This is a genomic window from Pseudomonas sp. HLS-6, from assembly GCF_002753995.1.
GTDB classification, from domain to species: Bacteria; Pseudomonadota; Gammaproteobacteria; order Pseudomonadales; family Pseudomonadaceae; genus Aquipseudomonas; species Aquipseudomonas defluvii.
Window position 1 is genome coordinate 3233660 of the sequence record NZ_CP024478.1, and the last position, 24563, is coordinate 3258222.

24 protein-coding genes and 4 pseudogenes are annotated in these 24563 nt (G+C 58.2%); 16 read left to right on the forward strand and 12 right to left on the reverse strand.

Annotated elements, in window-relative coordinates:
- Nucleotides 1-11 precede the first annotated feature (11 nt).
- From CS390_RS14940 to folE, 5 genes are all read left to right on the forward strand, one after another.
- Nucleotides 12-1085: an aromatic ring-hydroxylating dioxygenase subunit alpha gene (locus CS390_RS14940; RefSeq protein ID WP_065759655.1), complete on the forward strand. Its 1074-nt coding sequence runs from the start codon at nt 12-14 to the stop codon at nt 1083-1085.
- 1 nt (nt 1086) lies between these two features.
- A complete protein-coding gene (locus tag CS390_RS14945) occupies nt 1087-2214 on the forward strand; it encodes an FAD-binding oxidoreductase (RefSeq protein ID WP_099775216.1) in 1128 nt (375 codons plus the stop codon).
- A gap of 182 nt (nt 2215-2396) precedes the next feature.
- Entirely contained in the window at nt 2397-2780 is a 384-nt protein-coding gene (locus CS390_RS14950; protein WP_065759657.1) for a VOC family protein, read from the forward strand.
- 146 nt (nt 2781-2926) lie between these two features.
- Nucleotides 2927-3406 (forward strand): thiol-disulfide oxidoreductase DCC family protein, encoded by a 480-nt coding sequence (locus tag CS390_RS14955; RefSeq protein ID WP_065759658.1) that lies wholly within the window; start codon nt 2927-2929, stop codon nt 3404-3406.
- Entirely contained in the window at nt 3403-3963 is a 561-nt protein-coding gene (folE, locus tag CS390_RS14960; protein ID WP_099775217.1) for a GTP cyclohydrolase I FolE, read from the forward strand. The genes CS390_RS14955 and folE overlap by 4 nt, the downstream gene beginning before the upstream one ends.
- 50 nt (nt 3964-4013) lie before the next feature.
- Here the strand turns inward: folE and CS390_RS14965 are convergent, their stop codons facing one another.
- Nucleotides 4014-4160: a DUF2256 domain-containing protein gene (locus CS390_RS14965; RefSeq protein ID WP_099775218.1), complete on the reverse strand. Its 147-nt coding sequence runs from the start codon at nt 4158-4160 to the stop codon at nt 4014-4016.
- A complete protein-coding gene (locus tag CS390_RS14970) occupies nt 4157-5695 on the reverse strand; it encodes a cryptochrome/photolyase family protein (RefSeq protein ID WP_099775219.1) in 1539 nt (512 codons plus the stop codon). Before CS390_RS14970 ends, CS390_RS14965 begins: the two co-directional genes overlap by 4 nt.
- A 246-nt stretch (nt 5696-5941) precedes the next feature.
- Between CS390_RS14970 and CS390_RS14975 the strand changes: the two genes are divergently transcribed.
- The 4 genes and pseudogenes from CS390_RS14975 to CS390_RS25705 all read left to right on the forward strand — a co-directional run.
- A complete protein-coding gene (locus CS390_RS14975) occupies nt 5942-6253 on the forward strand; it encodes a PAS domain-containing protein (RefSeq protein ID WP_099775220.1) in 312 nt (103 codons plus the stop codon).
- On the forward strand, nt 6231-7661 hold the full coding sequence (locus CS390_RS14980) for an IS1182 family transposase (RefSeq protein ID WP_099773594.1): 1431 nt from the start codon (nt 6231-6233) through the stop codon (nt 7659-7661). The genes CS390_RS14975 and CS390_RS14980 overlap by 23 nt, the downstream gene beginning before the upstream one ends.
- Before the next feature lie 138 nt (nt 7662-7799).
- Nucleotides 7800-8372: pseudogene (locus CS390_RS25700) on the forward strand (PAS domain-containing protein); the annotation flags it as partial.
- Nucleotides 8373-8480: 108 nt separating this feature from the next.
- A pseudogene (locus CS390_RS25705) lies at nt 8481-8915 on the forward strand (methyl-accepting chemotaxis protein); the annotation flags it as partial.
- A 204-nt stretch (nt 8916-9119) separates the two neighbouring features.
- Here the strand turns inward: CS390_RS25705 and CS390_RS14990 are convergent.
- Nucleotides 9120-10666, reverse strand: a protein-coding gene (locus CS390_RS14990) for an IS3 family transposase (RefSeq protein WP_256587615.1) whose coding sequence is annotated in 2 segments (ribosomal slippage) — nt 9120-10180 and nt 10180-10666 — 1548 coding nt in all. Because the reading frame shifts where the segments join, the coding sequence is not laid out codon by codon here.
- 154 nt (nt 10667-10820) lie between these two features.
- Here CS390_RS14990 and CS390_RS14995 point away from each other — a divergent pair.
- Complete coding sequence (locus tag CS390_RS14995; protein ID WP_065759662.1) at nt 10821-11591, forward strand: EAL domain-containing protein; 771 nt, start codon at nt 10821-10823, stop codon at nt 11589-11591.
- Nucleotides 11592-11694: 103 nt separating this feature from the next.
- On the opposite strand, the gene CS390_RS15000 is transcribed toward CS390_RS14995, so the two are convergent.
- Nucleotides 11695-12201 carry a DUF1993 family protein gene (locus CS390_RS15000; RefSeq protein WP_065759663.1) on the reverse strand — a complete coding sequence of 169 codons (507 nt, stop codon included), beginning with the start codon at nt 12199-12201 and terminating at the stop codon, nt 11695-11697.
- A gap of 184 nt (nt 12202-12385) precedes the next feature.
- Between CS390_RS15000 and CS390_RS15005 the strand changes: the two genes are divergently transcribed.
- The 4 genes and pseudogenes from CS390_RS15005 (at nt 12386) to CS390_RS15025 (ending at nt 15566) form a co-directional block, all read left to right on the forward strand.
- Entirely contained in the window at nt 12386-12772 is a 387-nt protein-coding gene (locus CS390_RS15005) for a hypothetical protein (RefSeq protein ID WP_245704329.1), read from the forward strand.
- Between the two features lie 340 nt (nt 12773-13112).
- On the forward strand, nt 13113-14792 hold the full coding sequence (locus tag CS390_RS15010; protein WP_065759664.1) for a SulP family inorganic anion transporter: 1680 nt from the start codon (nt 13113-13115) through the stop codon (nt 14790-14792).
- 217 nt (nt 14793-15009) lie between these two features.
- Nucleotides 15010-15297: pseudogene (locus tag CS390_RS15020) on the forward strand (DMT family transporter); the annotation flags it as partial.
- Nucleotides 15294-15566, forward strand: a complete 273-nt coding sequence (locus CS390_RS15025; RefSeq protein ID WP_065759666.1) for a hypothetical protein — start codon at nt 15294-15296, stop codon at nt 15564-15566. The pseudogene CS390_RS15020 and the gene CS390_RS15025, both read left to right, overlap by 4 nt.
- Nucleotides 15567-15802: 236 nt before the next feature.
- Here the strand turns inward: CS390_RS15025 and CS390_RS15030 are convergent, their stop codons facing one another.
- Nucleotides 15803-16276, reverse strand: a complete 474-nt coding sequence (locus tag CS390_RS15030; RefSeq protein WP_065759667.1) for an OsmC family protein — start codon at nt 16274-16276, stop codon at nt 15803-15805.
- A 62-nt stretch (nt 16277-16338) separates the two neighbouring features.
- Nucleotides 16339-16920 carry a DUF3841 domain-containing protein gene (locus CS390_RS15035; protein WP_157767146.1) on the reverse strand — a complete coding sequence of 194 codons (582 nt, stop codon included), beginning with the start codon at nt 16918-16920 and terminating at the stop codon, nt 16339-16341.
- A gap of 277 nt (nt 16921-17197) precedes the next feature.
- Between CS390_RS15035 and CS390_RS15040 the strand changes: the two genes are divergently transcribed.
- Nucleotides 17198-18163 carry an endonuclease gene (locus CS390_RS15040; protein ID WP_099775223.1) on the forward strand — a complete coding sequence of 322 codons (966 nt, stop codon included), beginning with the start codon at nt 17198-17200 and terminating at the stop codon, nt 18161-18163.
- A gap of 294 nt (nt 18164-18457) precedes the next feature.
- On the opposite strand, the gene CS390_RS15045 is transcribed toward CS390_RS15040, so the two are convergent.
- The 4 genes from CS390_RS15045 to CS390_RS15060 all read right to left on the reverse strand — a co-directional run bounded on the left by CS390_RS15045 (nt 18458) and on the right by CS390_RS15060 (nt 22679).
- On the reverse strand, nt 18458-19267 hold the full coding sequence (locus tag CS390_RS15045) for a helix-turn-helix transcriptional regulator (RefSeq protein ID WP_099775224.1): 810 nt from the start codon (nt 19265-19267) through the stop codon (nt 18458-18460).
- 76 nt (nt 19268-19343) lie between these two features.
- Entirely contained in the window at nt 19344-20693 is a 1350-nt protein-coding gene (locus CS390_RS15050) for an MFS transporter (RefSeq protein WP_099775225.1), read from the reverse strand.
- An 86-nt stretch (nt 20694-20779) separates the two neighbouring features.
- Nucleotides 20780-20968, reverse strand: a complete 189-nt coding sequence (locus tag CS390_RS15055) for a DUF2783 domain-containing protein (protein ID WP_083199803.1) — start codon at nt 20966-20968, stop codon at nt 20780-20782.
- Between the two features lie 10 nt (nt 20969-20978).
- Complete coding sequence (locus CS390_RS15060) at nt 20979-22679, reverse strand: FAD-dependent monooxygenase (protein ID WP_099775226.1); 1701 nt, start codon at nt 22677-22679, stop codon at nt 20979-20981.
- 230 nt (nt 22680-22909) lie between these two features.
- Here CS390_RS15060 and CS390_RS15065 point away from each other — a divergent pair.
- Nucleotides 22910-23209 (forward strand): annotated as a pseudogene (locus CS390_RS15065) (DDE-type integrase/transposase/recombinase); the annotation flags it as partial.
- Between the two features lie 314 nt (nt 23210-23523).
- On the opposite strand, the gene CS390_RS15070 reads toward CS390_RS15065, so the two are convergent.
- Both CS390_RS15070 and CS390_RS15075 read right to left on the reverse strand, forming a co-directional pair.
- Nucleotides 23524-24054: a lysis system i-spanin subunit Rz gene (locus CS390_RS15070; protein ID WP_371918201.1), complete on the reverse strand. Its 531-nt coding sequence runs from the start codon at nt 24052-24054 to the stop codon at nt 23524-23526.
- The gene (locus CS390_RS15075; RefSeq protein WP_371918202.1) at nt 24051-24545 is read right to left on the reverse strand and encodes a glycoside hydrolase family 104 protein; all 495 of its coding nucleotides are present in this window, start codon (nt 24543-24545) and stop codon (nt 24051-24053) included. The genes CS390_RS15070 and CS390_RS15075 overlap by 4 nt, the downstream gene beginning before the upstream one ends.
- Nucleotides 24546-24563: the final 18 nt, after the last annotated feature.

Below are 24563 nucleotides of genomic sequence, written 5' to 3' on the forward strand. Positions count from 1 at the left end.
GGAGAGACCCCATGTTTTTGCGCAACGCTTGGTACGTAGCCGCCAGTGAAGCCGAGTTGGGCGAAGCACTGTACCCTGTCACCCTGCTCAGTGAGCCCGTGCTGCTTTACCGCAAGACCGACGGCACCCCGGTGGCCCTTGAAGACGCCTGCCCCCACCGCAAGCTGCCGTTGTCCATGGGACGTCGCCAGGGCGATGACATCGAGTGCGGCTACCACGGCCTGACCTTCGACTGTTCCGGCAGCTGTGTCCGTGCCCCCGGCAGCCGACACATCCCTCAGGGTGCCAAGGTTCGCAGCTACCCCCTTGCCATGCGCTACGGCCTGATCTGGATCTGGATGGGCGATCCCGAACTGGCCGACGAAGCGAAGATCTGCGAAGTCCCGGAATGGGGTGATCCGGCATGGGGGCTCAACCGTGGCGACAGTATGGTCGTGCCGTGCAACTACCTGTACGTGACCGATAACCTGCTCGACCCTTCCCATGTCGCCTGGGTACATCAGTCGTCCTTTGGCAATGCGGCGTGCGCCCAAGAGCCCCTGCAAACCCGGGTAACCGATACCGGCGTGATCGTTTCGCGCTGGATGCGCGATGTGGAAGTGGCACCTTTCTACGCCAAGTTCGTCAAGTTCACTGGCAACTGCGACCGCAAACAGCACTACGAAGTGCACTACCCCGCCCAGGCCGTTATCAAGGCGATATTCACCCCGGCCGGCACGGGCAGCGACGAGGGCGAACTGCACGAGCAGGTGTTCCTGATGAACTCCTACAACTTCATGACCCCCATCGACGAGGAGAACACCCGTTACTACTGGTTCCAGGTACGCAATTTCGACCCCGAGAACCAGGACGTCTCCCGCCAGTTCGATGAAGACGTGCGTCACGCCTTCGCCGAAGACCGTGTCGTGCTCAGCGCCGTCCATCAAGGCATGGCCAACAAGCGCAGCCCCAACATCGACCTGGCCTCCGACTCAGGCCCGCTGCGTTTTCGCCGCAACCTGGAGCAGTTGATCGCCAACGAACAACGTAATGGCCTGATCGCCCGCAGCCAAGCGCAGGCCGAGCACGACAAAACGGAGGCGTGAGATGAGCACTCAACCGAAGACGGCACTCAGCGCGCAAGGCTTCAGGGCCTTGCGGGTGATCGAAAAGAAACAGGAAAGTGCGGTCATTACCTCGTTCGTGCTGGCGGCGGACCATGGCACGTGCCCGCCCTTCGTGCCGGGTCAATTCCTGGTGGTTCGCCTGCCCACGGGCAACGGCGCCACACTGCTGCGCAACTACAGCCTCTCAGGCGACCGCAACGACCTGTCGCACCTGCGCATATCCGTCAAGCGCGAGCCTGCGCCCGCAGACCAGCCACAACTGCCACCCGGGCAAGGCTCCAACTACCTGCACGATCAGGTGCAGGTCGGCGATCTGCTCGAGGTCGCCGGGCCTGCCGGCGAGTTCGTTCTCGACGAACACAGCACACGCCCCGTAGTGCTGTTAAGCGGTGGCGTGGGCCTGACCCCCATGCTGAGCATGCTCCATCAGCTAAGCCGCCATTCAACCCGCACCGTGCACTTTATCCATGCCTGCGAGAACGGTGCCGTACATGCGTTCCGTGATGAAGTACGCCAGTTGGCCGAGCGGCGCCCCGGGATCAATGTGCATTTCTGCTACCGCAGCCCGAGCGTCGACGATCAGGCCAACCCGGCATATCACAGCCAGGGCCTGATCAACCGGGAAACCCTGCAAGCGCTACTGCCATTGGACGACTACGAGGTCTACCTGTGCGGTCCACCACCGTTCATGCAGGCGAACTGGCGCCTGCTGCGCGACCTGGGAATCGACCGCCAGCGTATTCACTATGAGTTTTTCGGCCCGGCAACGGTTCTTGAGAACGACCAGGAGCGAGCCCCAGCGTCCGTGACGCCAACCATCAGCAGCCCACCCGCAGCGACAGACAACGCCTTGACCGTGCATTTTTTGCCATCTGGCACCCGTGTGGACTGGCAACAGGGCTGTCACTCACTGCTTGAACTCGCCGAGCAGGCCGGCCTGACGCCCTCGTTCAACTGCCGGGCAGGCCTGTGCAACAGCTGCCAGGTCGGCCTCAGGGAAGGTACTGTCGAGTACTTCGAAGAGCCGCTGGATGCCCCCATCAACGGCAACATCCTGCTCTGCTGCACACGCCCAACGAGTGCGCTGACCATAGAACTGCGCGCATAGGATCACCACCAGCCACTGCCTGGTTGTCGGAGAGTCGCGTGGGCTACGCTTTCGAGTGCATCGGCTCCATCACGCGTGCATGATGGAGCGCGAACCAGCAAGCTTGGCGCCCCTCTTGGGGAAGCACTCCCCTTGCCCTGAGCGCCCCTGACCCTATTGTACAAACCCAAGAGAACCCAAAGATGAGCATCTTCACACACGTCACCGTTGGCACGAACGACCTGAACAAAGCCCGCGGCTTTTACGACAAGGCACTGGGTGAGCTAGGCCTCAAGCGTATCGCCGACCTGGGCGACAATGGCTCGATCTGGGGCGAAAATTCCCCGGCCTTTTTCGTCCTGAAACCCGCCGACGGCAAGCCAGCCACCGTCGGCAACGGCGTCACCATCAGCTTTGAAGCACCGAGTCGTGCAGCTATCGACGCCTTCCATGCGGCTGCCCTGGCATCCGGCGGTCAAGATGAAGGCAAGCCGGGCCCACGCAGCTGGGCACCCAATGCCTACGCGGCCTATGTGCGTGATCTCGATGGCAACAAACTAGCTGTTTACTGCTTCAAACCGGCTTGATCAACAGCCGTATCAAATGCCCGAAGCACTGCTTCGGGCATTTTTCGTTATGAGCCCTGCCGACTGATGTGACGGAAAAAACAAAGCCATTGTAACGCTGCATTTTTCGACCTATCTTATACAAAACCTATACAAGGCTACTAGTCGTGTACAAGATAGAGCAATGGCCCCTGACGCTTTACTTCGACGGTGACTGCCCGCTCTGCGCTCGGGAAATCAAGCTCCTGCGCCGACGTGCTACAGACGCCCGGCTGCTACTGGTTGATATCAGCAGCGACGACTTCGATGCGCCTGCACTGGGTTTCCCCCTTGAGCGCATGCAATCAGTCCTGCATGCGCGCTTTGCCAATGGTCACTGGGTTACGGGCCTGGACGCCACCCTCTGGAGCTGGCGAGCGGCAGGTCTGGATGTGTGGGCCGCACCGCTGACATGGCGCCCCCTGCGGCCACTGTTTGCCATCGGCTATCGCCTGTTCTGCCGCTTACGCCCCCATTTGGCCTGGTTACCTCATCCCGATGGCAGCCGTCGCTGTCGTGACAACCACTGTACGCTGCCGAAGTCGGCACCCGCGCCAGGCAACCCGCATACCCTTCAAACAACACATGGCTGCAAGGAGTCAAAATGAACCTGTCATTAGCCGAGCACTACCGTGAAATTCTCTCCGGCGTCGGCGAGAATCCTGAACGTGAAGGGTTGCTGGACACCCCCAAACGCGCCGCCAAAGCAATGCAGTACCTGTGCAATGGCTACACCCTGAGCCTGGAGGAAGTGGTTAATGGTGCCCTGTTCGAGTCGGACAACGATGAGATGGTCGTCGTGCGTGACATCGAACTGTACTCATTGTGCGAGCACCACATGCTGCCCTTCATCGGCAAGGCGCATGTGGCCTACATCCCTACCGGGCGAGTGTTAGGGCTGTCGAAGGTTGCCCGCGTGGTCGATATGTTCGCCCGTCGCCTGCAGATACAGGAAAACCTCACAAAACAAATTGCCGACGCCATCCAGCGCGTCACCGATGCCGCGGGTGTGGCCGTGGTCATCGAGGCCAAGCACATGTGCATGATGATGCGCGGTGTGGAGAAGCAAAACTCGATAATGACCTCATCCGTGATGCTGGGAGCCTTCCGCGAGTCGTGCACCACGCGTCACGAGTTCCTGCAACTGATTGGGCGGCGCAGCTGATGCCAGGACCGGTGCAAGACGGCGTTACACCGACGTCACCTGCACCGCCCCTACCGCTCGACCGGGCTGCGCCTATGCCGTCGACAACGCTCTGAGCAGTAGCGCACCTCATCCCAACAGCGCGCCCACTTTTTACGCCAGACAAACGGCAGCCCGCAGACCACGCAGGTTTTGGCTGGGAGGTCGCTCTTTTTCACAACGCCTCACCGGCATCCAGAACGGCCAATAGCGCCTCGCCACGCTGCCAGAGCGCCTGCTGCTTGTCCTCCGGCATGCGCGCGAGGTTTTTATACACCATGGCAAGGCGTTGATTACGTTGCAGCAGGTCACGGTGACGCATCAGAAAGTGCCAATAGAGCGCATTGAAGGGGCAGGCATTGTCCGTTGTACTTTCACTGACGTTGTACGCACAGCCACTGCAGTAATCCGACATGCGCTTGATGTACTGCCCGCTGGCACAGTAAGGCTTCGAGCCCAGATAGCCACCATCGGCATGCATGACCATGCCCAGGGTATTGGGCAGCTCGACCCAGTCGAAGGCGTCCATATAGATGGACAAATACCAGTCGCACACCTGGCTCGGCACGATGCCCGATAACAGGGCAAAGTTGCCGGTCACCATCAGCCGCTGAATATGATGGGCGTAGGCGTGCTCCAATGTCTGGCCGATTACCTGGCGCATACAGTTCATCCGCGTGTCGCCCGTCCAGTAGAACGCTGGCAGCAGCCTGCTGTTGCCGAAAAAATCAAGGCTGGCATAGGTGGGCATCTGCAGCCAGTAGATACCGCGCACATACTCGCGCCAACCAATCAATTGGCGGATAAACCCTTCGGCAGCATTCAAAGGGATCCTGCCAGACCAGTAGGCAGCCTCTACATCCGCGCACACCTGACGCACATCCAGCAGGCCGATGTTGAGCGCAGCGCTGATACGGGCATGAAACAGAAACGGCTCATCCTGGGCCATGGCATCTTGATAATCGCCAAAGGCCGCCAGGCCAAAATCCAGAAAGTAGTCCCACAATGCCTGCGCATCGGCATGTGTCACGGGATAGTCAAAGGCTTCCAGCGAACCGTAGTGGTCAGTAAAGTGCTCGGCCACCAGCGCAATCACCTCACGGGTCATTGCATCCACGGTAAAGCGCGCAGGCAATGGAGCGCGCTGGTGCTTGGGCAGCGCCTTGCGGTTGTCTGCATCAAAGTTCCAGGCCCCTCCGACCGGGCTGCCGTCGCCATTGATGAGCAGCCCGCTCTTGCGCCGCATCTCGCGATAGAAAAACTCCATGCGCAACTGCTTTTTGCCTTTGGCCCAGGAAGCGAATTCGGCGCGACTACACAGGAAACGGCTATCAACATGCCAGTGGATAGGCAGGCCACTGCACGTGAGCGAATGCTCAAGACGCCAGTCGCCACACTCGGTCAGGTGCAGCACTTCCGGCTGCAATAGCCCATGCCAGCGGCGCAATTCCCCCGGCAGTGAGCCCGTATTATCCGGATCATCCAGAGCGACGTACTGCACACGGAAACCACGTTGGCGCAGCGCCTCGGCAAAGTGGCGCATGGCGCTGAAAACCAGCACGATTTTTTGCGGATGATGAGGCACGTGGCGGGCCTCCTCCATCACCTCGGCAAACAGCACCGTATCGCGTTCGGTATCCAGCCCTTGCAGTGAAGGCAGGTCGAAGGACAATTGATCGCCCAGAACCAGGCACAGCCGTCGAGTACCGCTCATACCACAGCGTCCGATGAAAAATGGTTGCGCGCGTTTTTTGCGTCTATCAGGTGTATCCACCCATTCAGCATGCTTCCTGCCTCGAGATCACACGTTTGACAGGCCCAACAGGTGCTCATAACGCTTTGCACACCGCCTCAGCCGGGGAAAACCTGTACAATTTTAACTTCTTGTACAAATTTTACATAGCGCTATTGATGACAGGTCAGATCTGTTGCCTGCCTGTAAACACTCATGGAGCCATTAATGTTCAACAGCCGCCTGAAAAAAGCACTCCAAGACCAGAGCGCAGAGCTGTACATGCTGCGCCAACTCATTGAGCAGATGAATCGCGGCATGCTATCGATACGGCTTGATGCGCAAACCCGTATCTGCGATTTCAACCCGCATTTCGCGCAAACGCTGGGCTACAAAGACGAGCATCTAAGAGGCCGCCCACTGTCCGAAATTGTGCCGCCTTACGTCACAGAGTGTGTAAAAACGCCCGGACATACCCTTGCTATGATTTCTGAGAACTTCATCGCAAGGGAAGCCCATGAAACGGTTTATCCAGGGTGAGCACCGAGGGCAAAGCACCTTACTTCCCGAGAGCCTCGACGACTACGTCAGCGATACCAACCCGGTACGGGTGGTTGATGTCTTCGTCGATGAACTCAACTTGGCCACGCTGGGTTTTGATGGCGTCATTCCAGCCGAAACCGGCAGACCGGCATACCACCCTGCGATCCTCCTGAAGATCTATATCTACGGCTATCTGAACCGCATCCAATCGAGCCGACGCCTTGAGCGAGAAGCTCAGCGCAATGTCGAGCTGATGTGGTTAACCGGGCGCTTGATGCCCGACTTCAAAACCATCGCCAACTTCCGAAAAGACAACAGCAAAGCTATTCGCGGCGCGTGCCGCCAGTTCGTTGTGCTGTGCCAGCAGTTGGGGCTGTTTAGCGAAAACCTGGTGGCCATCGACGGGAGCAAATTCAAGGCAGTGAACAACCGCGACCGCAATTTCACCAGCGCCAAACTAAAGCGGCGAATGGAGGAAATCGAGTCGAGCATCAACCGTTACCTGACCTCCCTTGATGCAGCTGATCGGCAATTGCCAAGCGCCGCTGAGCCAGATGCTACGCGCCTGGAAGAGAAAATCGCCAAGCTCAAAGCTCAGATGAAAGCGCTTCAGGTGATCGAATCTCAACTCAACGACTCTCCAGACAAACAGATTTCACTGACCGACCCCGATGCCCGCTCGATGATGACGCGTGGCAATGGCATTGTCGGCTACAACGTACAGACGGCGGTCGATACCCAGCACCATTTGATCGTTGCTCACGAGGTCACGAACGTTGGCTCTGACCGCGACCAACTCAGCTCGATGGCGAAGCAGGCTCGGGAAGCCATTGGTTCAGAAACGCTGTCGGTAGTGGCTGATCGGGGCTACTTCAAAAGCGAGGAAATCCTGGCCTGCCATAATGCAAAAATTACCGCTTATTTACCCAAGCCGATGACTTCAGGAGCTAAAGCGGACGGGCGTTTCAACAAAGATGCCTTCGTTTTTAACGCAGCCAAAAATGAATACGTTTGCCCAGCTGGTGAGGCATTGATTTGGCGTTTCTCTAGCGTCGAGAAAGGCCTGAACATGCACTGCTACTGGAGTTCGAACTGCCAGAGCTGCGCCCTGAAAACTCAGTGCACGCCGAGCAAGCAGCGACGAGTGCGGCGTTGGGAGCATGAAGCAGTGCTAGATGAAATGCAGATCCGGCTGAACCACGCGCCGGACATGATGCGAATCCGAAAACGCACTGTTGAGCATCCCTTCGGGACGCTCAAGCAATGGATGGGATCCACGCATTTTCTTACACGTAGGCTGGTCGGCGTCAGCGCGGAGATGAGCCTCAATGTGCTCGCCTACAACATGAAGCGAGTCATGAAAATCATCGGTACGGAAAGCTTGCTGAAGGCGCTGGCGGCATAAAAGCCCCGGCTTTTGCTGCTCTAGGTGGCGCTAAAGCGCTTCATAAGCGCCCTGGGGCGTTACCGGTGCTGATCGTGGCAAATGCCTGGGCAATCGACTCGCCCAACTGCGCTGGGCTGAGGTATCCAAGATACAAAAGTGTTTTTACACACTCTGGTCAGTAAACTGCCCTGCTTTCACGCGTTCAGATCTGCCGTGGAAAAGTTCGAACCGATCAGCGACGACTACCGCTATCTGCGTGCAGATGGCAGCCTTGCTTGGTTGAAATTGCATTGGTTTCCCATTCGCGGCGAAAACGGCGAGCTCTCCCACATTCAGGGCTACGGCAGCGAAGTCAGCCGGACCATTGAGCAGATAAAAGAGAATGAGTCGTTCATCGATGCGCTTATCCGCTCTACTGCGGTAATCCAGTTCAAACTGGATGGCACCGTTGTAACCGCCAACCAGCAGTTCCTCAACGCCATGGGCTACTCGCTCGAGCAGATCAAAGGCAAACATCACCGCATGTTCTGCTGTGCAGAGGACGCTGCATCACCTCAGTACTCGGCGTTCTGGAAAACACTCAACAACGGAGAATACGTCGCTGACCGTTTCAAACGGATTGACAGCCGCGGTCGTGAGGTTTGGCTGGAAGCCACCTACAACCCCGTTTACGACACGGAAGGCAATCTGTGCAAAGTGGTGAAATTCGCCAGCGTCGTCACCGATCAGGTCGCACGGGAAACGGAGGTCAGAGAAGCGGCAGCGGTCGCCTATGACGTCTCATTACAGACTGATGTGAGCGCAGAACGGGGTGCGGCAGTTGTCCAGGAAACGGTACAAACCATGCAGCAGATCGCCGGACAGATGCAATCGGCCACCCATCGAATTGAGGCACTCGACAAGCAGTCACTGTTAATCAGTTCCATCGTGCAGACCATTGGCGGTATTGCCTCGCAGACCAACTTGCTGGCGCTCAACGCAGCCATTGAAGCCGCCCGAGCAGGTGAGCAGGGTCGCGGCTTCGCAGTGGTTGCCGATGAAGTCCGTCAGCTTGCTGGCCGCACAAGCGCGGCAACGGAAGAAATCGTGAGTGTCGTAGTGCAGAACCAGGCGCTCGCCAGCGAGGCCGCTAAAGAGATGTTCAGCAGTCGGGAACAGGCCGAACAAGGGCTTGCATTAGCCAGCCAGGCCGGTGCCGTGATTGTGGAAATCCAAAACGGCGCCAAGCAGGTCGTTGGCGCGGTTGGACGTTTTGCCAATGAGCTACAGTAATCCGCACCGCCACAAAAGCCTGTTACGATCTGCGGCAGATCAGTTTTCAGGGGGCGCACCATGCGAACATCAGTACCACGGAGGGACTCGCAATCGCCTGAACATCCGGTAACGCCCCCATCGTTGTCTGCAACCGATAGGTAGAAGAAGGACCCTGTGCCTAGCGTGGTCGGCGATTTTCAAGGTAGTTGTCGCGTGAGCGTGTCACGCTGCCTTTGATGTTTGCTGCAGTACCGCTTCCCGCTCCGGGTTCAGGCACACGATTGGTGCCAGCACCCAGTTCCTAATGTTGCCGCTCCAGCGCTCCGGGTGCCGTGCACGCGCCGCCTCGTACAGCTCGATACGCTTGCGCAGCAACTCTTCCGCCTGGCCAGTATGTCGCTGCGCCGGGGTCACAAACTTCAGGGCGCTGTGGCGATGTTCATGGTTGTACCAGGCCACGAAGCTGTTCACCCAGTTCCTGGCCTGCTCCAGCGTGTCGAAGGGCCGCTCCGGCCACAGCGGGCAGTACTTCGCCGTGCGGAACAAGGCCTCGGCATAGGCGTTGTCATTGCTCACCCGCGGGCGGCTGAACGAGGGCATCACACCCAGGTTCTGCATGGCCGCCAGCATGGTCGAGCCCTTCATAGCGCTGCCGTTGTCCGAGTGCAGTACCAGCGGCTGGCCTGCTCGCTGTTCACGTAGGCAGGCCAGGCGTAGCAGCTGGGCGGCCTGCTCGGCGCTTTCACTTTCATGCACCTCGTTGGCCACCAGCTTCCGGCTGTAGACGTCCTTGATCATGTACCAGTAGAAGTAACGGCCCTTGACCGTGGTCGGCAGCCAGGTGATGTCCCAGCACCACAGCTGGTTCGGGCCGTCGGCCACATGGGTCGTCAGCGCTCGTTTCACCGGTGGGCGGCTACGGCCGCGCGGATGCTGCTGTTCGGCGTCCTTCAGCAACCGGTAAAAGGTCGACTCCGAGGCCAGCCAGGTGCCCTGATCGGCCAGCCGCGCCACGATCTGCTGCGGCGGCAGGCTGGCAAACTCGGGCTGATTGGCAACCTCCAGCACGCGGCGGCGCTCTTGCGGGGTCAGCTTGTTGGCCGGCTCAGCTCGCTGTGCCGAAGGACGCCGATCCTCCGGGCAGTGCTGCCAGCGCTGCAGGCTGCGCAGCGACAGGCCCAGTTCGGCGCAGGCCTGCGCCCGCCGCGCTCCCGCCGCCACGGCGTCCTCGATCAACTGCAGCGTTTCACGGCGATCCGGGGCGCTGATCATTCGTCCTCGTCCTTCCCCCAGAGCGCCTCGGCTTTTTTTCGCAACACCAGCAGAGCCGCGGTTTCTGCCAGCGCCGCATCCTTGCGCCGTAGTTCACGCTCCAGCTGCTTGATGCGCTTCTTCGCGGCCTTTTCCTCTTCGCGTTCGCGCCGGGTCTTGCTCGGCTGAGCCAGGCTGTTGGCCTGCTCGCAGGCTTCGCGCCAGGCGTTGATCTGCTCGACATACAGGCCTTTGCGCCGGCAGTACTCCGCCAGCTCAGCCGCATTGAGGCTGGCGCTTTCCAGCACCACCCGAAACTTGTCCTGGCTCGACCACTGGTCGGCCTGCTGTCCATCTCCCGGCACCACTGCTCCCGCTGCTCTGGCCTGTTTGCGCCAAGCATACAGGGTGGCATCAGTAATGCCTGTCGCTTCCACCAGCTCCGGCACCGTCCGGTTCAAGGGCGGCATCATCTGCCGCACCACCCACTCCCGATGCTCTATCGAATAACGCGCCACACGGCTCTCACGTCCGCCCACCGACCAAGACTCATCGAATCAACTCACACGACAACTATCCTGACGCGGCGGGTGGTTATGAACACTGTACGTTAGCGGGTTAAAAATCCGAGGAGCCCGCGAAAGCCCATGAGCACTAAAGGCCAGGTCCTAAATGATTGACGAAACACCTTCGACGCTCCCTTGCCAAGCCTGTAAAGAGGGCAAGAAACTGAATTTCGACTTCAGCATGGCATTCCAGCCGATTGTCGATCTTCGCGACAACAGTGTTTTTGCTTATGAGGCCTTGGTGCGCGGTACCGATGGCAGTGGCGCAGCCACTATTCTTGGCAATGTCACCGAAGAAAACCGTTATGCCTTTGACCAGGCGTGCCGGGTAAAAGCGGTGGAGCTCGCGTCCAGGTTGCAGATCCCCTGTTTTGTCAGCATCAACTTCTTGCCTAACGCCGTATACAAGGCGGAAACCTGCATTCGCGCCACGCTTAACGCAGCGCGGCGCTTTGGTTTTCCCACTGAGCGCTTGATTTTCGAAATCACCGAAAATGAAGAACTGGTGGACAAGGAACACCTGAAAAGCATTATTCGAGAATACAAACTACAGGGCTTCAAGACCGCCATCGATGATTTTGGTGCGGGTTATTCTGGCTTGAATCTACTGGCAGAGTTTCAGCCGGATATTATAAAACTCGACATGAGCCTTGTACGGCGCATCTGTACCGACCCGGTACGGCAAGCGATTGTCAAAGGCATTCTAGGCGTCTGCGAGGCGTTGAATATCAATGTGATCGCAGAGGGTGTAGAAACAACTGCCGAGCTTCAACAACTCTTGGCCCTGGGTATCAACCTCTATCAAGGCTACCTGTTTGCAAGACCAGAATTTGAAACCTTGCCGACAGTGAACTGGCCTGGCCACAGCGTGTTGTAACGCTGGACACAGGGTTGATGCACCCCGCACGAATGCAGTTTTCTCGGCGCGCGGCTAATTCAGGCCGCCATCCCAAGGCGCATACGCCGCAATGGGGCAGTCATCACAGGCTGCCCAGATAATCCGCCTTGCCGATGTCCACCCCGTTGTGGCGCAAGATGCCGTACGCAGTGGTCAGGTGGAAATAGAAATTGGGTATGGCAAAGCCCAGCAGATAGTCCTGCCCGGTAAAGTGGATTTCCTTGTCGTGTACCTTGAGGGTAATCGGGCGCGCTTCACTGCCATCCAGTTGCTGCGCAGTGATGCTCTGCAGAAACGTGATGGTTCTGGCAATGCGCGCCTGCAATTCGGGAAAACTGCTTTCAGTGTCGGCAAAACTCGGTACCTCTACCCCTGCCAGACGAGCAGCACAGCCCTTGGCAGTGTCGGACACTATCTGCACCTGACGCACCAGCGCAAACATATCAGGGGCAAGTTGGGCGTTGAGGAAGAACGCCGGCATGATGTCCTTCGCATGAGCGTGGGCGGCGGCCTTGCGCAGAATGGCGGCCAGATTATCCAGCCCGCGGACGAATACAGAGATAGAGGCTTGGTACATGGAGACAGACATACGCTTTCTCCGGAGAGAACGTGGTCTAACAGGCGTCCGACCCTTGCTGATGAGCATGCCGTCCTGTTTGGCGTCTGTCTGTTAACGATAGCTGAAGGCGCTCACTTGTGTGGGGGCCGTCGGCAAGCAGCAGAGGCTGCCTATACTTTCAGGTGCCCCGCGGTTTGAGCTTGGAGTTACCGTCATGAAAAGCATGATACTTGGCAAGCTTTCAAAGCCCATCAGAGGTCGTAAAATTTCATGGATGTGCGCCCTACTCATTATCTCTGGATGCGCGCACAACCCTGATATACGCGTTGGTCACGATACGGTTGATGGCGTTACGTCCAGGGACAATAACGCCTACATAGCGTGCGTAAAAAACGAGGTCAAGAATGGTGTCCCAACGTTTACCGTGGAAGATAACGGTAAAACCGATCTGTTTTTCGGCAGTACAGACCCCACTACAACAGAAGGGCTAGTTGTACTTTCCAGTGCTAACGGCCACAGCACCTACGCTGCCTACCAGAGAGACGCATGGTATGACAGAGGGCGGTTGCTCGATGCCGCCCAAGCCTGCTCCAGAATCTAAGACCAGGTGTTGTATCGTTCGACAGTGGCTTGTGGCGCCGTTGAGGGTGCCATGGCCTGCTCGAGACCAGGGACGACTTGTCAGGGGCAACCAAGTCGTCTCGGTTTCATCTTCATTCGCGAGGCGCTTGGCTGTTTTTGCAGCGGCTCGCTGGCCCACACTGCAAGATCATTCGCTTTTTCCCATCTATCATTGATTCAGACAAAGAACCTGCCTTACCAACAGGCTTGGCTTACGTCAGGCCTCAGTACGACTGCTGAACGCTAAGCATTCGCTCAAACGTCACGGGAAAGGGAGTCATTCGGCGTTCCAAGCGGCTGAACCGACTAGGAGAGGCAGTGTGAAAACGCACCTGAAGGCTGAGAAAACCGCTCACTCCAACACCGCCTCACTTCGCCTGGATATCGTATCGGGCCTCACTGCAGCAGCGGTTGTGCTGCCCAAAGCCATGGCCTACGCCACCGTTGCAGGCTTGCCTGTTGCTGTCGGCCTGTATACCGCATTCGTGCCGATGCTGATCTACGCATTTCTGGGCACATCACGCGTACTCAGCGTCAGTACCTCAGCCACACTGGCGATCCTGGCCGGAGCACAGATCAGTTTGGCCGTCCCCGATGGCGACCCCGGAAAGTTGATCACGGCAACGGCAACGCTAACCGCACTGGTTGGTGTGATGCTGCTCGTGGCACGCCTGATACGCCTGGGGTTTCTCGCGAACTTCATTTCCACCCCGGTGTTAAGCGGCTTCAAAGCCGGGGTCGGCCTGGTGATCGTGCTGGACCAGGTGCCAAAACTGCTGGGTATCCACATCACCAAACACGGTTTTTTTGTCGACATCCTCAACATCGTCCATCACCTGCCAGAAAGCTCGTTGATCACCCTTGCAGTGACGGCAGCAGCATTCCTGATACTCATCCTGATGGAGCGTCTGTGGACGCACTCGCCTGCCCCGCTGGTGGTGGTCGGCGGCAGTATTGCCGCTTCCTGGTACTTCGGCCTGCAAGCACTTGGCGCCTCGACGGTTGGAGTGATTCCACAAGGGTTACCCTCACTGACCCTGCCCGACCTGACCCTGGTCGAGCAGATGGTGCCTGGTGCACTCGGGATCGCCCTGATGAGCTTTACCGAGACGATTGCGGCAGGTCGTGCCTTTGTGCGGCCCGGCGACCCACCCATCAACGCGAACCGTGAGCTGGTTGCCACTGGGCTAGGTAACCTTGGCGGCGCACTGTTTGGCGCAATGCCGGCCGGTGGCGGCACGTCTCAAACGGCGGTTGTACGCGCCACAGGTGGGCAATCCCAAAAAGTTTCCATCGTCACGGCCGCAACCGCACTGGCTACCATGCTGCTGCTCTCGGGGCTACTCGGGTTCCTCCCACACGCTACCCTTGCTGCCATCGTCATCTACTACTCCGTGGGGCTGATCCAGCCGCAGGAGTTCCTGGCAATCCGCAAAGTACGGCCCATGGAGTTCCACTGGGCGCTCGTTGCCACGCTCGGTGTACTGCTGTTCGGCACACTGCAAGGGATTACCGTAGCCATCGTCGTATCGTTGGTCAGCCTGGCCTACCAGACCGCACGCCCGCACCTCTACGTCCTTGGCCGCAAGCCCGGCACCGACGTACTGCGCCCTCTTTCAGAAGAGCACCCTGATGATGAAACGTTCAAGGGGCTATTGATCGTACGACCAGAAGGCCGCCTGTTTTTCCTCAATGCCGACTACGTGAAAGAACAAATCATCGCACTGGAAGCGCAGTACCAACCACACGTGATTGTCTGGGACATGAGCGCAGTGCCCGATATCGAATACTCGGCACTTCAGGCGCTTATAGAGGGTGAAAAAAACCTGACCGAACTGGGCGCCAGCCTCTGGCTCGCAGGCTTGAACCCTGGCGTACTGGATATGGTGCGACGTGCCAAATTCGATGAAAAACTGGGTTCCGAACGCATGCTGTTCAATGCCAATGCGGCAATAGAAAAGTATCAAGCTCAGGAAGGCGCGTCGGCGGGTGGCGGGTAGTGGTGGGTGGTATCACTTGAGATTGAAACGTCGCCCATGGGAACGCAACGTATCCCACCCGCGAAAGCACAGTCGCATTTCCAACGTCGCCCATCTTCCAACGGCACCCAGCGGACAGACAGCTCCTGCGCGGCACGATGGGCTGCAGTTTCGGGCAGCATGGCAATGCCGGCACGCTGGGCTACGAGCTGCGCGATCACCTCGAAACTGGCGCCATTTACCTACGGCGGTTTGGATCAACGCGGGGTTGATGGCGGTGTTTTCCACCGTGCTGCCGATCTACTGGGCGGCGCTGGCAATCCAGCGCATGGGCGCCACACAAACCGCAGCCGTAGGTAACCTGGGGCCGGTGCTGACGATGCTGGCTTCCTGGGCCTTGCTCAACGAAACGATCTCGACCTACCAAATCGCCGGCCTGGCACTGGTGCTGTTTGGCGTGTCACGGTTGAAGCCGGGTAAGCCCAAGGCTGCACCACAAGCGGCTATGGCGGACGAGGCAGCATGAGCTCTGGTGTCGACACCAGCAAGGCAGAAGTTCGCGCACCTGCCCAACTCGCCAACTTGCCTTTCTACGCGCAGGTTACGTCTTGGGAACGGCGCTATGTGCGTTGCCGAACGGAATTGCGGGCAGAGGTGCCGTATCGTCTAAACAAGACACCGTGTGTGTTGCAATTCTGCTCAGATCAAGAGGTGGCGTTCATGAACAACATTGTCTATATCGTCGGGGCCGTCGTGATCGTCCTGGTTATCCTGTCATTCGTTGGGCTTGTGTAAGTTCGAAGAGCGTTTTTGCTCATCGTTTGGATTCGATTTCTGCGGATGCGCCATCAGGTAACTTGGCGCCTGCCCCCTGACAAGGGACGCCAAGAAGCTGGTTATGCAGCCAATGCCCATAAATAAAACCGATACCCGCTTGGCTATTTCACGAGCGACGCTCGGGAGGCGCTTGCTTTAAGGTTGTGGCATGGCCGGACTCTCATTCAGATGCGTTCCTCCAAAGCGCCTTAGCGCTATTCCTCCACAGTGATAACAGCCTCGCAGCTCACCGGAAAATTCACCGAGTTGGCTATAAAGCACTCATGGTGTGCATCCTCATGCAGACGCATCGCCAAATCCGTGTCTGAACCGGCGCTCACCTTAACTCGCGGGCGTAGCGTGATCTCGGTGAAATGTCCTTTTCGATGTGCGTCACCTTCGACCATGTTCCCTTGGGCCTGGTCGACGTACTCCAGTACGTTCACCTTATTGACCGCGCAAAGGTGCAAATACCAAAGCTTATGGCAGGCAGATAACGATGCGACCAGCATATCCTCGGGATTCCATCGCCTGGGATCACCTCGAAATGCCGGATCAGCAGATCCAAGAAGGGCCGGTTTGCTTGGCACATCAACAACGAAGTCTCTTGAGTAGGCGGTATAGCTGGAGGTGCCTTCACCCACGTTACCCGTCCAGGTCACCATAGCCTCATAGGTATGCGTCTTCATCCTTGCCCTCGATAATGTAACGATTGACCGTAACAGATATGGCTGTTTTCGATTGCAAGCCACTACATGTTGGTGGGGGATGACATCGACCACCAAGGTTCAGCAATACATACCTCATGATAGGCATCGAGACGCACTTTTCGCACCTCCACCAGCCACTCGCGCCGCAAGCTCGGCAACACAGTCTGAATCGGTGCGTCGTCCAATGCCGTGTAGTCGATCTCGAACAACCCAAGCACCGTTTCAGGCAATAGCGTGAACGCTGCATTTGAAGATAGCGGGAAATACACCTGATCACACCAAACGTTGTAGTCCGAGTTCAGCACCTGATCGCCTGGGCACTCGAACGTCAACAGCACCATGGGCGTCTCGATCAGTTGATGGTCACTCAGTAACTGGCGCGCCAGCTCGGCGTCCGGTGCTCGCTGGTAACCACCGCAAGAATGCCAACCCCACACTGGCGGTCGCCCTTCGCAGGACAACCCACGGGCCGCCATTTCGCGGCACATGAGGCGGTAAGCCGCCTCGTTCTCGGGACAGACGTATGGCCAGTCACCCTGTAACAGGCCATCGTGTAGCAATGCCTGTAACTGGACCTCGGCTTGGAACGTCCAGACCGTTGTTAACGTGCTTGGTGGTCTCAAACCCACTGACCTTCCGATGTGATGTCCCCGCACTGTAAACGGTTACTCATATTTGAAGAATCTCGAGCCTCATCTGCGTTTCACGAAATCCTGATTACTGTTGGCGAGCCCCTGTTTTACATACGCCTGCGTATACCATCGGGTCTCAACCAATACTCTGTTTTTATCTGCAGCCAACGTTGCGCCAGCAGCCGTTGAGTTAAATTCCCGCAGATTACAGGCGTAGTCCTACGTCCGGCGCGTATGATGCGCGACCTGAATTTGAAAACACTGTCTCATGAAAAAACTGTTTTATGTCCTAACGCTAACCCTCTCTGTTATCACTCCCGCCTTCTCAAACCCTCCGTCGACTTTTTCCGAAGCCAAGGTCGTAGCAAAGCAGAAGATCTACCTCGACCAAGCGAGCAGTGCCATGGGCGAGCTGTATTGCGGCTGCAAGTGGACATGGGTAGGTAAGTCGGGTGGCCGGGTTGATGCTGAGTCCTGCGGCTATAAAACCAGGGAACAACAGAGCCGCGCGCAACGGACTGAATGGGAACACATCGTTCCTGCCTGGACATTCGGTCACCAGCGCCAATGCTGGCAGAACGGTGGGCGCGAGCACTGTGTGGACGATGATCCCGTGTTTCGAGCGATGGAAGCTGACCTGTTCAACCTCTATCCAGCAGTTGGGGAGGTGAACGGCGACCGTAGTAATTTCAACTACGGCATGGCTAACGGGGTAGCGCCGCAGTATGGACAGTGCAAGACGCGGGTTGATTTCGATCAACGAACTGCCGAACCACGTGACGAGGTCAAAGGGCTGGTCGCAAGGACAACCTTTTACATGTTCGACAGATACAAACTGAGCATGTCTCGTCAGCAGCAACAGCTACTGATGGCCTGGGACAAGCAGTTCCCGGTTTCGTCTTGGGAGAAAGAGCGAGATAGACGCATCGCTGCAATCATGGGTCATTCCAATCCTTTCGTAACGGGTGACCGGCGCTGGACGCAAGGATACAAGACGGTTGGTGATGGGCTAGTCAGCGCCATTCCTGTGAAAGCTCAGCAAGCAGCAGCCCAGCCAACCCTGGCAAGCACGATCGGGGGAAGTTTGATCATTGGTAATCGGAAGAGTCAGGTGTATCACCTCTCACAGGGATGCCCTGGTTATGAGCAGGTGTCGGCGAAAAACCAGATAACGTTTGATTCTGAATCTGACGCTCAGGCGGCGGGGTATCGTAAAGCAGGCAACTGCAAGTAACTGATGAGTGCTTCTGTCTCTATTCTCGTGCCCAGCATGTCAAAGGGATCTGAGCATTTTTTTCCAATAGATCGAGTGGCCTGTGCCCCGCTCGGCTGCCCGCCCGGCAAAGCGCACACCAGGCGCATTGTCCTCGAGTCGTGCCGGTCCGTGTGCTTGAGCACCATGGTGCAAGCGCGGCCTCGCCGATCAGTAATCCAAATAGACGATGGCTTTTCAAACTGCCCTCCCCTCGTCACCAAAACCAGCACCACCTTCGGCTCCTGCAGTGGCAGCTACTGTTCGCTGGCCATTTCAGGCCCACTCGGCCCGCGTGGCTAGCCCGAACAATTCACGCAAGCCATTGATGCCCAGTTTGCGGTACAGGCGTTTTACGTAGGTCGCAGCGCTGACGGGCCGAACGCCCAACTGCTCGGCGATGTCTTCCACCGTCAGGCCACTCAGCATCAGGCGCAACAGTTCCTGTTCGCGCAAGGTCAGCTCCACGTGCTGCTGCCTGATCACCCGCTCGGCCAGCAATAGAGGCATCTCGTTGGCATGCAGGTACGCGTGATAGTGCAGGCGCACGGCTTGGATCAGCAGTGGTGCGAGGGTTTCAAGGTAGTTCATTTCCCGTTCCGAGAAACGTCCATGCTCACGACCACGGTAGAAGTTCACCGACAGCCAGCGGTTGCTTTCGCAGTGGGTCAGCAAGGCCACGCGCTCGGAAATCTGTGGTTGCTCGTAGCAGATGCGCCGGTACTCGCTGTGCGCGATGTCATCGATGGACTGGCGTTGCACGATGGTGTTGTGCACGGTGCTGCTCTGGTTCATCGCCTGCTGGTTGCCATCCAGGCCAAAGAAGCGCTGGACATACTTGTTGGAAATCACCGGCAGCGACACTTCACGCGCCCGGTCCGCAAAGGAGAACACTTCTGGGTTACGGCGCTTCGGATAGGCAAAGATCGTGCACTGGGCCAGCGGCACACCGGGGCCGATGACCTGCAGCAGATCAGCGGCCAAAAACCGGCTGCGGTTCACACCGACCCTGGCGAGCAGGTTGGCGGTGTGGCCGAGATTGAGGCTGTGTTCACTGCTGCCGGGACGCAAGGGCCAGTAGTGCATGACGGGTTCTCTCCGCGTGTCGGGCACAGGTGGTGTGGTGATTGCCAACCGCACGTGCCCGCTACTCTAGCATCGTTTAGCGCGAGGTCTCTGGCATCGCTGGCGCGGCAATGGGCAGGCGCAGGGCCAAAAGCGCACCGAGGATCATCAGAACGGCCGCATAGACAAAGCCTGAACCGAAATTCAAGGTCAGGTCTTTCAGCCAGCCGACCACCAACGGATTGACGGCCGAGCCAATATTCCCCACCGCATTGATTAGCGCAATGCCCACGGCACGCGCGCGAAAACTCAAGGCCTGGTCCGGCGTAGTCCAGAAGATCGACATGGCGCTGTAGGAGCCGCTGGCAGCCAAGCACACACCCACCAGTTGTACCGTTGGAACGCTCGAGAGCGCCGTGAGTAGCCAGCCTGCCGCGGCCAGCAGCATGGGCAGCACCAGGTGCCAGCGGCGCTCACGGGTACGGTCCGAATGCAGCCCCCAGACGACCATCAGGATGATGGTGCAAATCTGTGGAATCGCTGCCAGAAGACCGATCGAGGCGTTACTGCTGGCTGTGTTGAAGCTCTTTACGATCAACGGCGTCCATACCGCAATCATTACCAGAGTGTTGACCAGGCAAAAATACACCAGGCAGAACAGCAGGATGTGCGGCGAAGTCAGTTCGGCCAACACGCTGCGCGCATTCTGCGCAGCGGCGGGTGTTGACGCCTGCCGGTCGGCATCCAGCGCCTTCTGCACCAGCATCTTTTCTTCGTTATCCAGCCACTTGGCCTGTTGCGGGCGGTCATCCAGGTAACCGAACACCACGCAGCCCATCAGCACCGAGGGCAAGCCTTCGAGCAGGAACAGCCATTGCCAGCCTTTCAACCCCCACACGCCGTCCAACCCCAGAATCAGGCCCGACAGTGCCGCACTGAAGCCCGCAGTGAACGGCATGGCGATCATGAACAGCGCATTGGCTCGGGCCCTGTAAGCCGCGGGAAACCAGAAGGTCAGGTACAGCAGCACGCCGGGCAGAAAACCCGCTTCGGTCACCCCGACCAGGATACGCAGCAGGTAGAGCGAGGTGGCATCAGTGGCGAACAGTGTGCACGTGGAGGCCACGCCCCAGGCAATCATAAGGCTGCCAATCCAGCGACGGGCGCCGATGCGCGCCAGGGCCATGTTGCTGGGGATGCCACAGGCGATATAGGCAATGTAGAAAAAGGTGCTGGCCAGACCGAACTGGGTGCCACTCAAGCCCAGGTCGCCCATCATGGTCAGGCCGGCAAAACCGATGTTGATGCGGTCCAGAAACGACAAGACAAAGCAGACAAACAAAAAGCCAATCAGTCTTTTAGAGACCTTTTTACACACCTGCTGGTAGCGGTCTTGAGCACCGGCCACCGCCGAAGTGGCCGCACTGACAATGGGGCTGCGAGTCATTGGGGACTTCCTGATTATTGTTATAGGAAGGCGCACCGGCCTGATCATTCAAGTCGGTGGCAATTGCACGATTGGCAGGGTGCTGGTTACAGGTCCAGCAACGCGGTGCGGGTCAACGCCATAAACTGCTCGGCATCGCCGAGAGCGTGAGCACTGAGCAGCGCCAGTTTCACCAGGAACAGTTCGCGCTTGCCTTGGGCTGCTTGATCCAGAGCGTCGGCGAGCTGGTCGTAGATCGTTTCAATGTCGATAAGGGTCAGTTGTTTGTGTTCCATGCTGTTGTCCTCACTCATTGCCCAAGGCCGTTTCGATGGCGGCGCGCAGCGCCTGGCCGCTGAGTTGATGCCAGCGTGCACACACGTGCTGGTCCGGGCGCACCAGATAAGCACTGCCCGTCTTCGCCCCGTATTTACTGCGCAGGTGCCCGCTGTGGTCATCCACCTGCCCGTCCGCGCCGCTGACTGCGGTTTGCCGATTGCCGGTAACAGCCAGTAGCTGCAGCGGCACACCCTGCTCACGCAGTGCTTGCACCTGAGCCTGGATATCACCCGGCACCTCGGTGGCGTCGGTGAAATACAGCAGGTAGAACGACGCGCCCAGCCTGTCGAAAAGGAACTGGTCATCACCGAGCCGAATGTTCAACAGCGGAGCACCCTGATGGGGGCCGCTGCTGTAGAGACTGTTGTCATCGCCCTTGAAATTGAGCGACGAATCAACGTAGTCATGGGGCCGGGAGGTACGCCAGTGATACAGCGGACGTACGAACGCCTGAGTCAGTGACAGCGACAGCACCGCATCGCGGACCAGGCAATGGCCCGGCGTTGGCGGGGTCATGAAGCGCGTGCTTTTACCGGCTTCGGCAATGATCTCGCGCGCGGCCCCTACCCGCTCCGCGCTGTAGGAGGCGAGCAGGCCCGGGCCGGCAACGCCCTTGATAGTCAGGGCCAGTTTCCAGCTCAGGTCATGGCAGTCCTGAAAGCCGGTGTTGGCACCACGAACACCGAAGATTGGCAGCAAGTGCGCGGCATCTCCAGTAAAAATCACGCGATCATGGATATAGTTCGGCAGGGTCAGCGCCCGCGCCGAATACACCGAGCACCAGTCCAGCTCCCACTGCGGATTCTGCACCCCAACGATGGCCAGTTGTGCATTGATTCGCTCGCGCAGGGAATCGGCGGACAAGGCGTGTTCCGGCGTCTCATCGCGCGGTAGCTGATAGTCGATGCGCCAGATATTGCCAGGCTCCCGGTGCATGAGCACCGTATTGCCCGGGTTCCAGTGCGGGTCGAAGTAAGCCAGGCGCTCGGTGGGCAGGTCGAGGTCGATCTTGATGTCGGCAATCACAAAGCGCCCTTCATAGGCGGCGCCTTCCAGTTGCAGGCCAAGCAGACTGCGAATGGCCGAGCGCGCGCCATCGGCGGCGATAACCCAATTGGCTTCCAGCGTGTAGTCACCGGCCGGCGTATCAATGTCCAGCGTCGCATAATCCCCGGCCTGCACGAGCGCAGTGACCTTGTTGCCCCAACGCAACTCGATCAACGGGTTGGCCTGACAGGTCTCGACCAGAAACTGCTCCAGGCAAGGCTGTTGCAGGTTGGTCATCGGCGGGAAGCGATCGTCCGGGTCGTGAGGCGCCTCCATGCGGAACACCCGCTGGTTGCGGTAAAAGGAATTACCGAAACGCCAGCTAAGCCCCGCCGCCATCACCCGTTCGGCGACACCGACTTGCTGGAGAATCTCCAGGGAGCGGCGGGTGAACACGATGGCGCGGCTGCCTTCGCTGACCTGACGTTCAGCCTCCAGCACAATCGACGGAATGCCGTAGCGGGCCAGATCCAGTGCTGTAGTCAGCCCGATGGGCCCGGCGCCGACAATGACCACAGGGCGACGCTCGACCTGTGCGGCATTCACACTGGCAGTGTGGGCAGGGAAAACCTGGTAATCGAAGTAAATTGAGCGACGAGGCTCGGCGAGCGGTGTGTGCATCGCAGTGCATCTCCGGTTTTTATGTTTATTGGCCTGAGCCGTTCGGAATTGCAGAGGACTTTAAGCGGTGCGCGAAAAATCAATGTCCCCTTGAGGAGACAACTTTGTGCAAGCGCTAACTGTGGGCAGCCTTTGCACCGACCCGATGACACATTCGATGCATCTGACCGTAGATCAACTCGCAGGATTCCAGGCCTTCGCAGAACAACTGGCCGACGCCACTGCGCAATGAACCGAACACGGTCTGGGTGACAGATATCGCCTACATCCGTACCTACGAAGGGTGGCTGTACTTAGCAGTAGTGCTGGATCTGTTTTCTCGCCAAGTGATCGACGCGGTGCTGATGACTGTGTGACGGCGCAAACCAAAGCAAGAAGTGATGATTCACTCAGATAGATAGTCAGGTCAGCAGTATGAGCCGGCGAGGAAACTGTCACGACAACGCCGTTACATAGAGCTTTTCCAGCGATTAAAACGGGAGCGAATACGACAAAAGATCTACGGAACACGCGAAGAAGCCCGAGGCGATTCACAACGGCATCAGGAAGCAGCCATGAGTACTGTCCACTGACCGCTTTTGTCGCCCCAGAAACGCAAAAAGCCCTGAATAATCAGAGCTTTGAATATGGCGGAAGCGTAGAGACTCGAATACTAGGATAGTTGCCCATCGGCGGTTTTCAAGACCGTATCATAAAGCCGTGTATCTTGCGGCGTCCAGCGCAAAATAGGTTCCAAAACAAAACGCAAATGGCAACGCTACAGCCCGCATTCTGCAAGGGCAGCCTTTCCAGTTTTGGAACCGAATTTTAGCCCTCTCCGGCGTCCTGCCGACCGAACACCCTCCTATTTATGAAATTCACGCACGTAGGCCTGACAAGCCTGCAGGGCGATCAATCCGTCGTCACCGTCACTGGTGATGCCGACAATTCGTTGAGCATGCGCTGGGTCAAGTTCGGCTCGCGTGCCTCCATGAACCACGCTGCTGGGGCCGGTGGCTTCTCGCAGCCCACCGCTACCACTCGTGGCGGTGGTGGGACCGGAGAGTAAGACTGACAGCCGCAAATCAGCAGTAGCAAGGCGGTCACGCAAGCGATCCTGAAGTTTTTTGGCATCGAGCAGTTCCTTGTAGTGCGTTTCGTCATTTGCCTGCAGGCGGTCTTCAAGCGCTCGGCGCTTTATCTGTTCGTCCCGCTGCCAGTCGAGCACAGCCAGAGAGGCCTTGTTGCGTTCTTGCTGGAATGCTTCGGCCTGTTCGGCACTCGTAGCCCGCCACTCGGCATCCATGGTCGAGCGGCCGTGCTGGTAGGTCGACCAGAAGGCCAGGCCAGTCAGCGCCAGCACTGCCAGCGCGCCAAGCGCTCTCGACCAGGTCATGCCAACCTCCCACCAGCGGCAATGTAGTGGGCGATCAGGTCGTCCAGCTTGCGCTCATGCTGCCCGTAGCCTGCACCGGGCAAGCTGGCCCAGATATTCCGGCACTTTGAAATCGCGATCTCAATGCGACCGGCATGAACGTCCGCCAGCGCGCCGCGCTCCTTGATCAGTTGCAGGGCTAGCTTGTCTTGGCTTACAGGCCCGAAGTCCGGCAGCTTGAGCAAATCACGGTAGTGCGGCCAGTAGCGCTGGAGCTGCTGATACCGCCCTGCAGCGGTCGACTTCAGCCCTTTCGTGTTCACGGTCACCAGAACGCCAGGATGGTCGGCATAGCTGGTGAACGTGTTCGGGCTGTTGAGGCCGCCGACAATCACGTCATAGCCATCGTTGCGGGTGTACTTGCTGGTCGAGGTACCCTCCGACCAGGCCAGCATGTCGAGGAAGGCGAGCGCATTCTTGCTACCCGCCAGGGAGTCAGAAATCTTGGCCAAGGTTTTCTCCAGGCAAAA

Excerpts from the sequence above, each read along its gene's own strand:
- CS390_RS14940 (WP_065759655.1), top strand. The coding sequence starts at position 12 with ATGTTTTTGCGCAACGCTTGGTACGTAGCCGCCAGTGAAGCCGAGTTG.
- CS390_RS14945 (WP_099775216.1), top strand. The coding sequence starts at position 1,087 with ATGAGCACTCAACCGAAGACGGCACTCAGCGCGCAAGGCTTCAGGGCC.
- CS390_RS14950 (WP_065759657.1), top strand. The coding sequence starts at position 2,397 with ATGAGCATCTTCACACACGTCACCGTTGGCACGAACGACCTGAACAAA.
- folE (WP_099775217.1), top strand. The coding sequence starts at position 3,403 with ATGAACCTGTCATTAGCCGAGCACTACCGTGAAATTCTCTCCGGCGTC.
- CS390_RS14970 (WP_099775219.1), bottom strand. The coding sequence starts at position 5,695 with ATGAGCGGTACTCGACGGCTGTGCCTGGTTCTGGGCGATCAATTGTCC.
- CS390_RS14975 (WP_099775220.1), top strand. The coding sequence starts at position 5,942 with ATGTTCAACAGCCGCCTGAAAAAAGCACTCCAAGACCAGAGCGCAGAG.
- CS390_RS14980 (WP_099773594.1), top strand. The coding sequence starts at position 6,231 with ATGAAACGGTTTATCCAGGGTGAGCACCGAGGGCAAAGCACCTTACTT.
- CS390_RS14995 (WP_065759662.1), top strand. The coding sequence starts at position 10,821 with ATGATTGACGAAACACCTTCGACGCTCCCTTGCCAAGCCTGTAAAGAG.
- CS390_RS15000 (WP_065759663.1), bottom strand. The coding sequence starts at position 12,201 with ATGTCTGTCTCCATGTACCAAGCCTCTATCTCTGTATTCGTCCGCGGG.
- CS390_RS15005 (WP_245704329.1), top strand. The coding sequence starts at position 12,386 with ATGAAAAGCATGATACTTGGCAAGCTTTCAAAGCCCATCAGAGGTCGT.
- CS390_RS15025 (WP_065759666.1), top strand. The coding sequence starts at position 15,294 with ATGAGCTCTGGTGTCGACACCAGCAAGGCAGAAGTTCGCGCACCTGCC.
- CS390_RS15030 (WP_065759667.1), bottom strand. The coding sequence starts at position 16,276 with ATGAAGACGCATACCTATGAGGCTATGGTGACCTGGACGGGTAACGTG.
- CS390_RS15040 (WP_099775223.1), top strand. The coding sequence starts at position 17,198 with ATGAAAAAACTGTTTTATGTCCTAACGCTAACCCTCTCTGTTATCACT.
- CS390_RS15045 (WP_099775224.1), bottom strand. The coding sequence starts at position 19,267 with ATGCACTACTGGCCCTTGCGTCCCGGCAGCAGTGAACACAGCCTCAAT.
- CS390_RS15050 (WP_099775225.1), bottom strand. The coding sequence starts at position 20,693 with ATGACTCGCAGCCCCATTGTCAGTGCGGCCACTTCGGCGGTGGCCGGT.
- CS390_RS15055 (WP_083199803.1), bottom strand. The coding sequence starts at position 20,968 with ATGGAACACAAACAACTGACCCTTATCGACATTGAAACGATCTACGAC.
- CS390_RS15060 (WP_099775226.1), bottom strand. The coding sequence starts at position 22,679 with ATGCACACACCGCTCGCCGAGCCTCGTCGCTCAATTTACTTCGATTAC.
- CS390_RS15070 (WP_371918201.1), bottom strand. The coding sequence starts at position 24,054 with ATGACCTGGTCGAGAGCGCTTGGCGCGCTGGCAGTGCTGGCGCTGACT.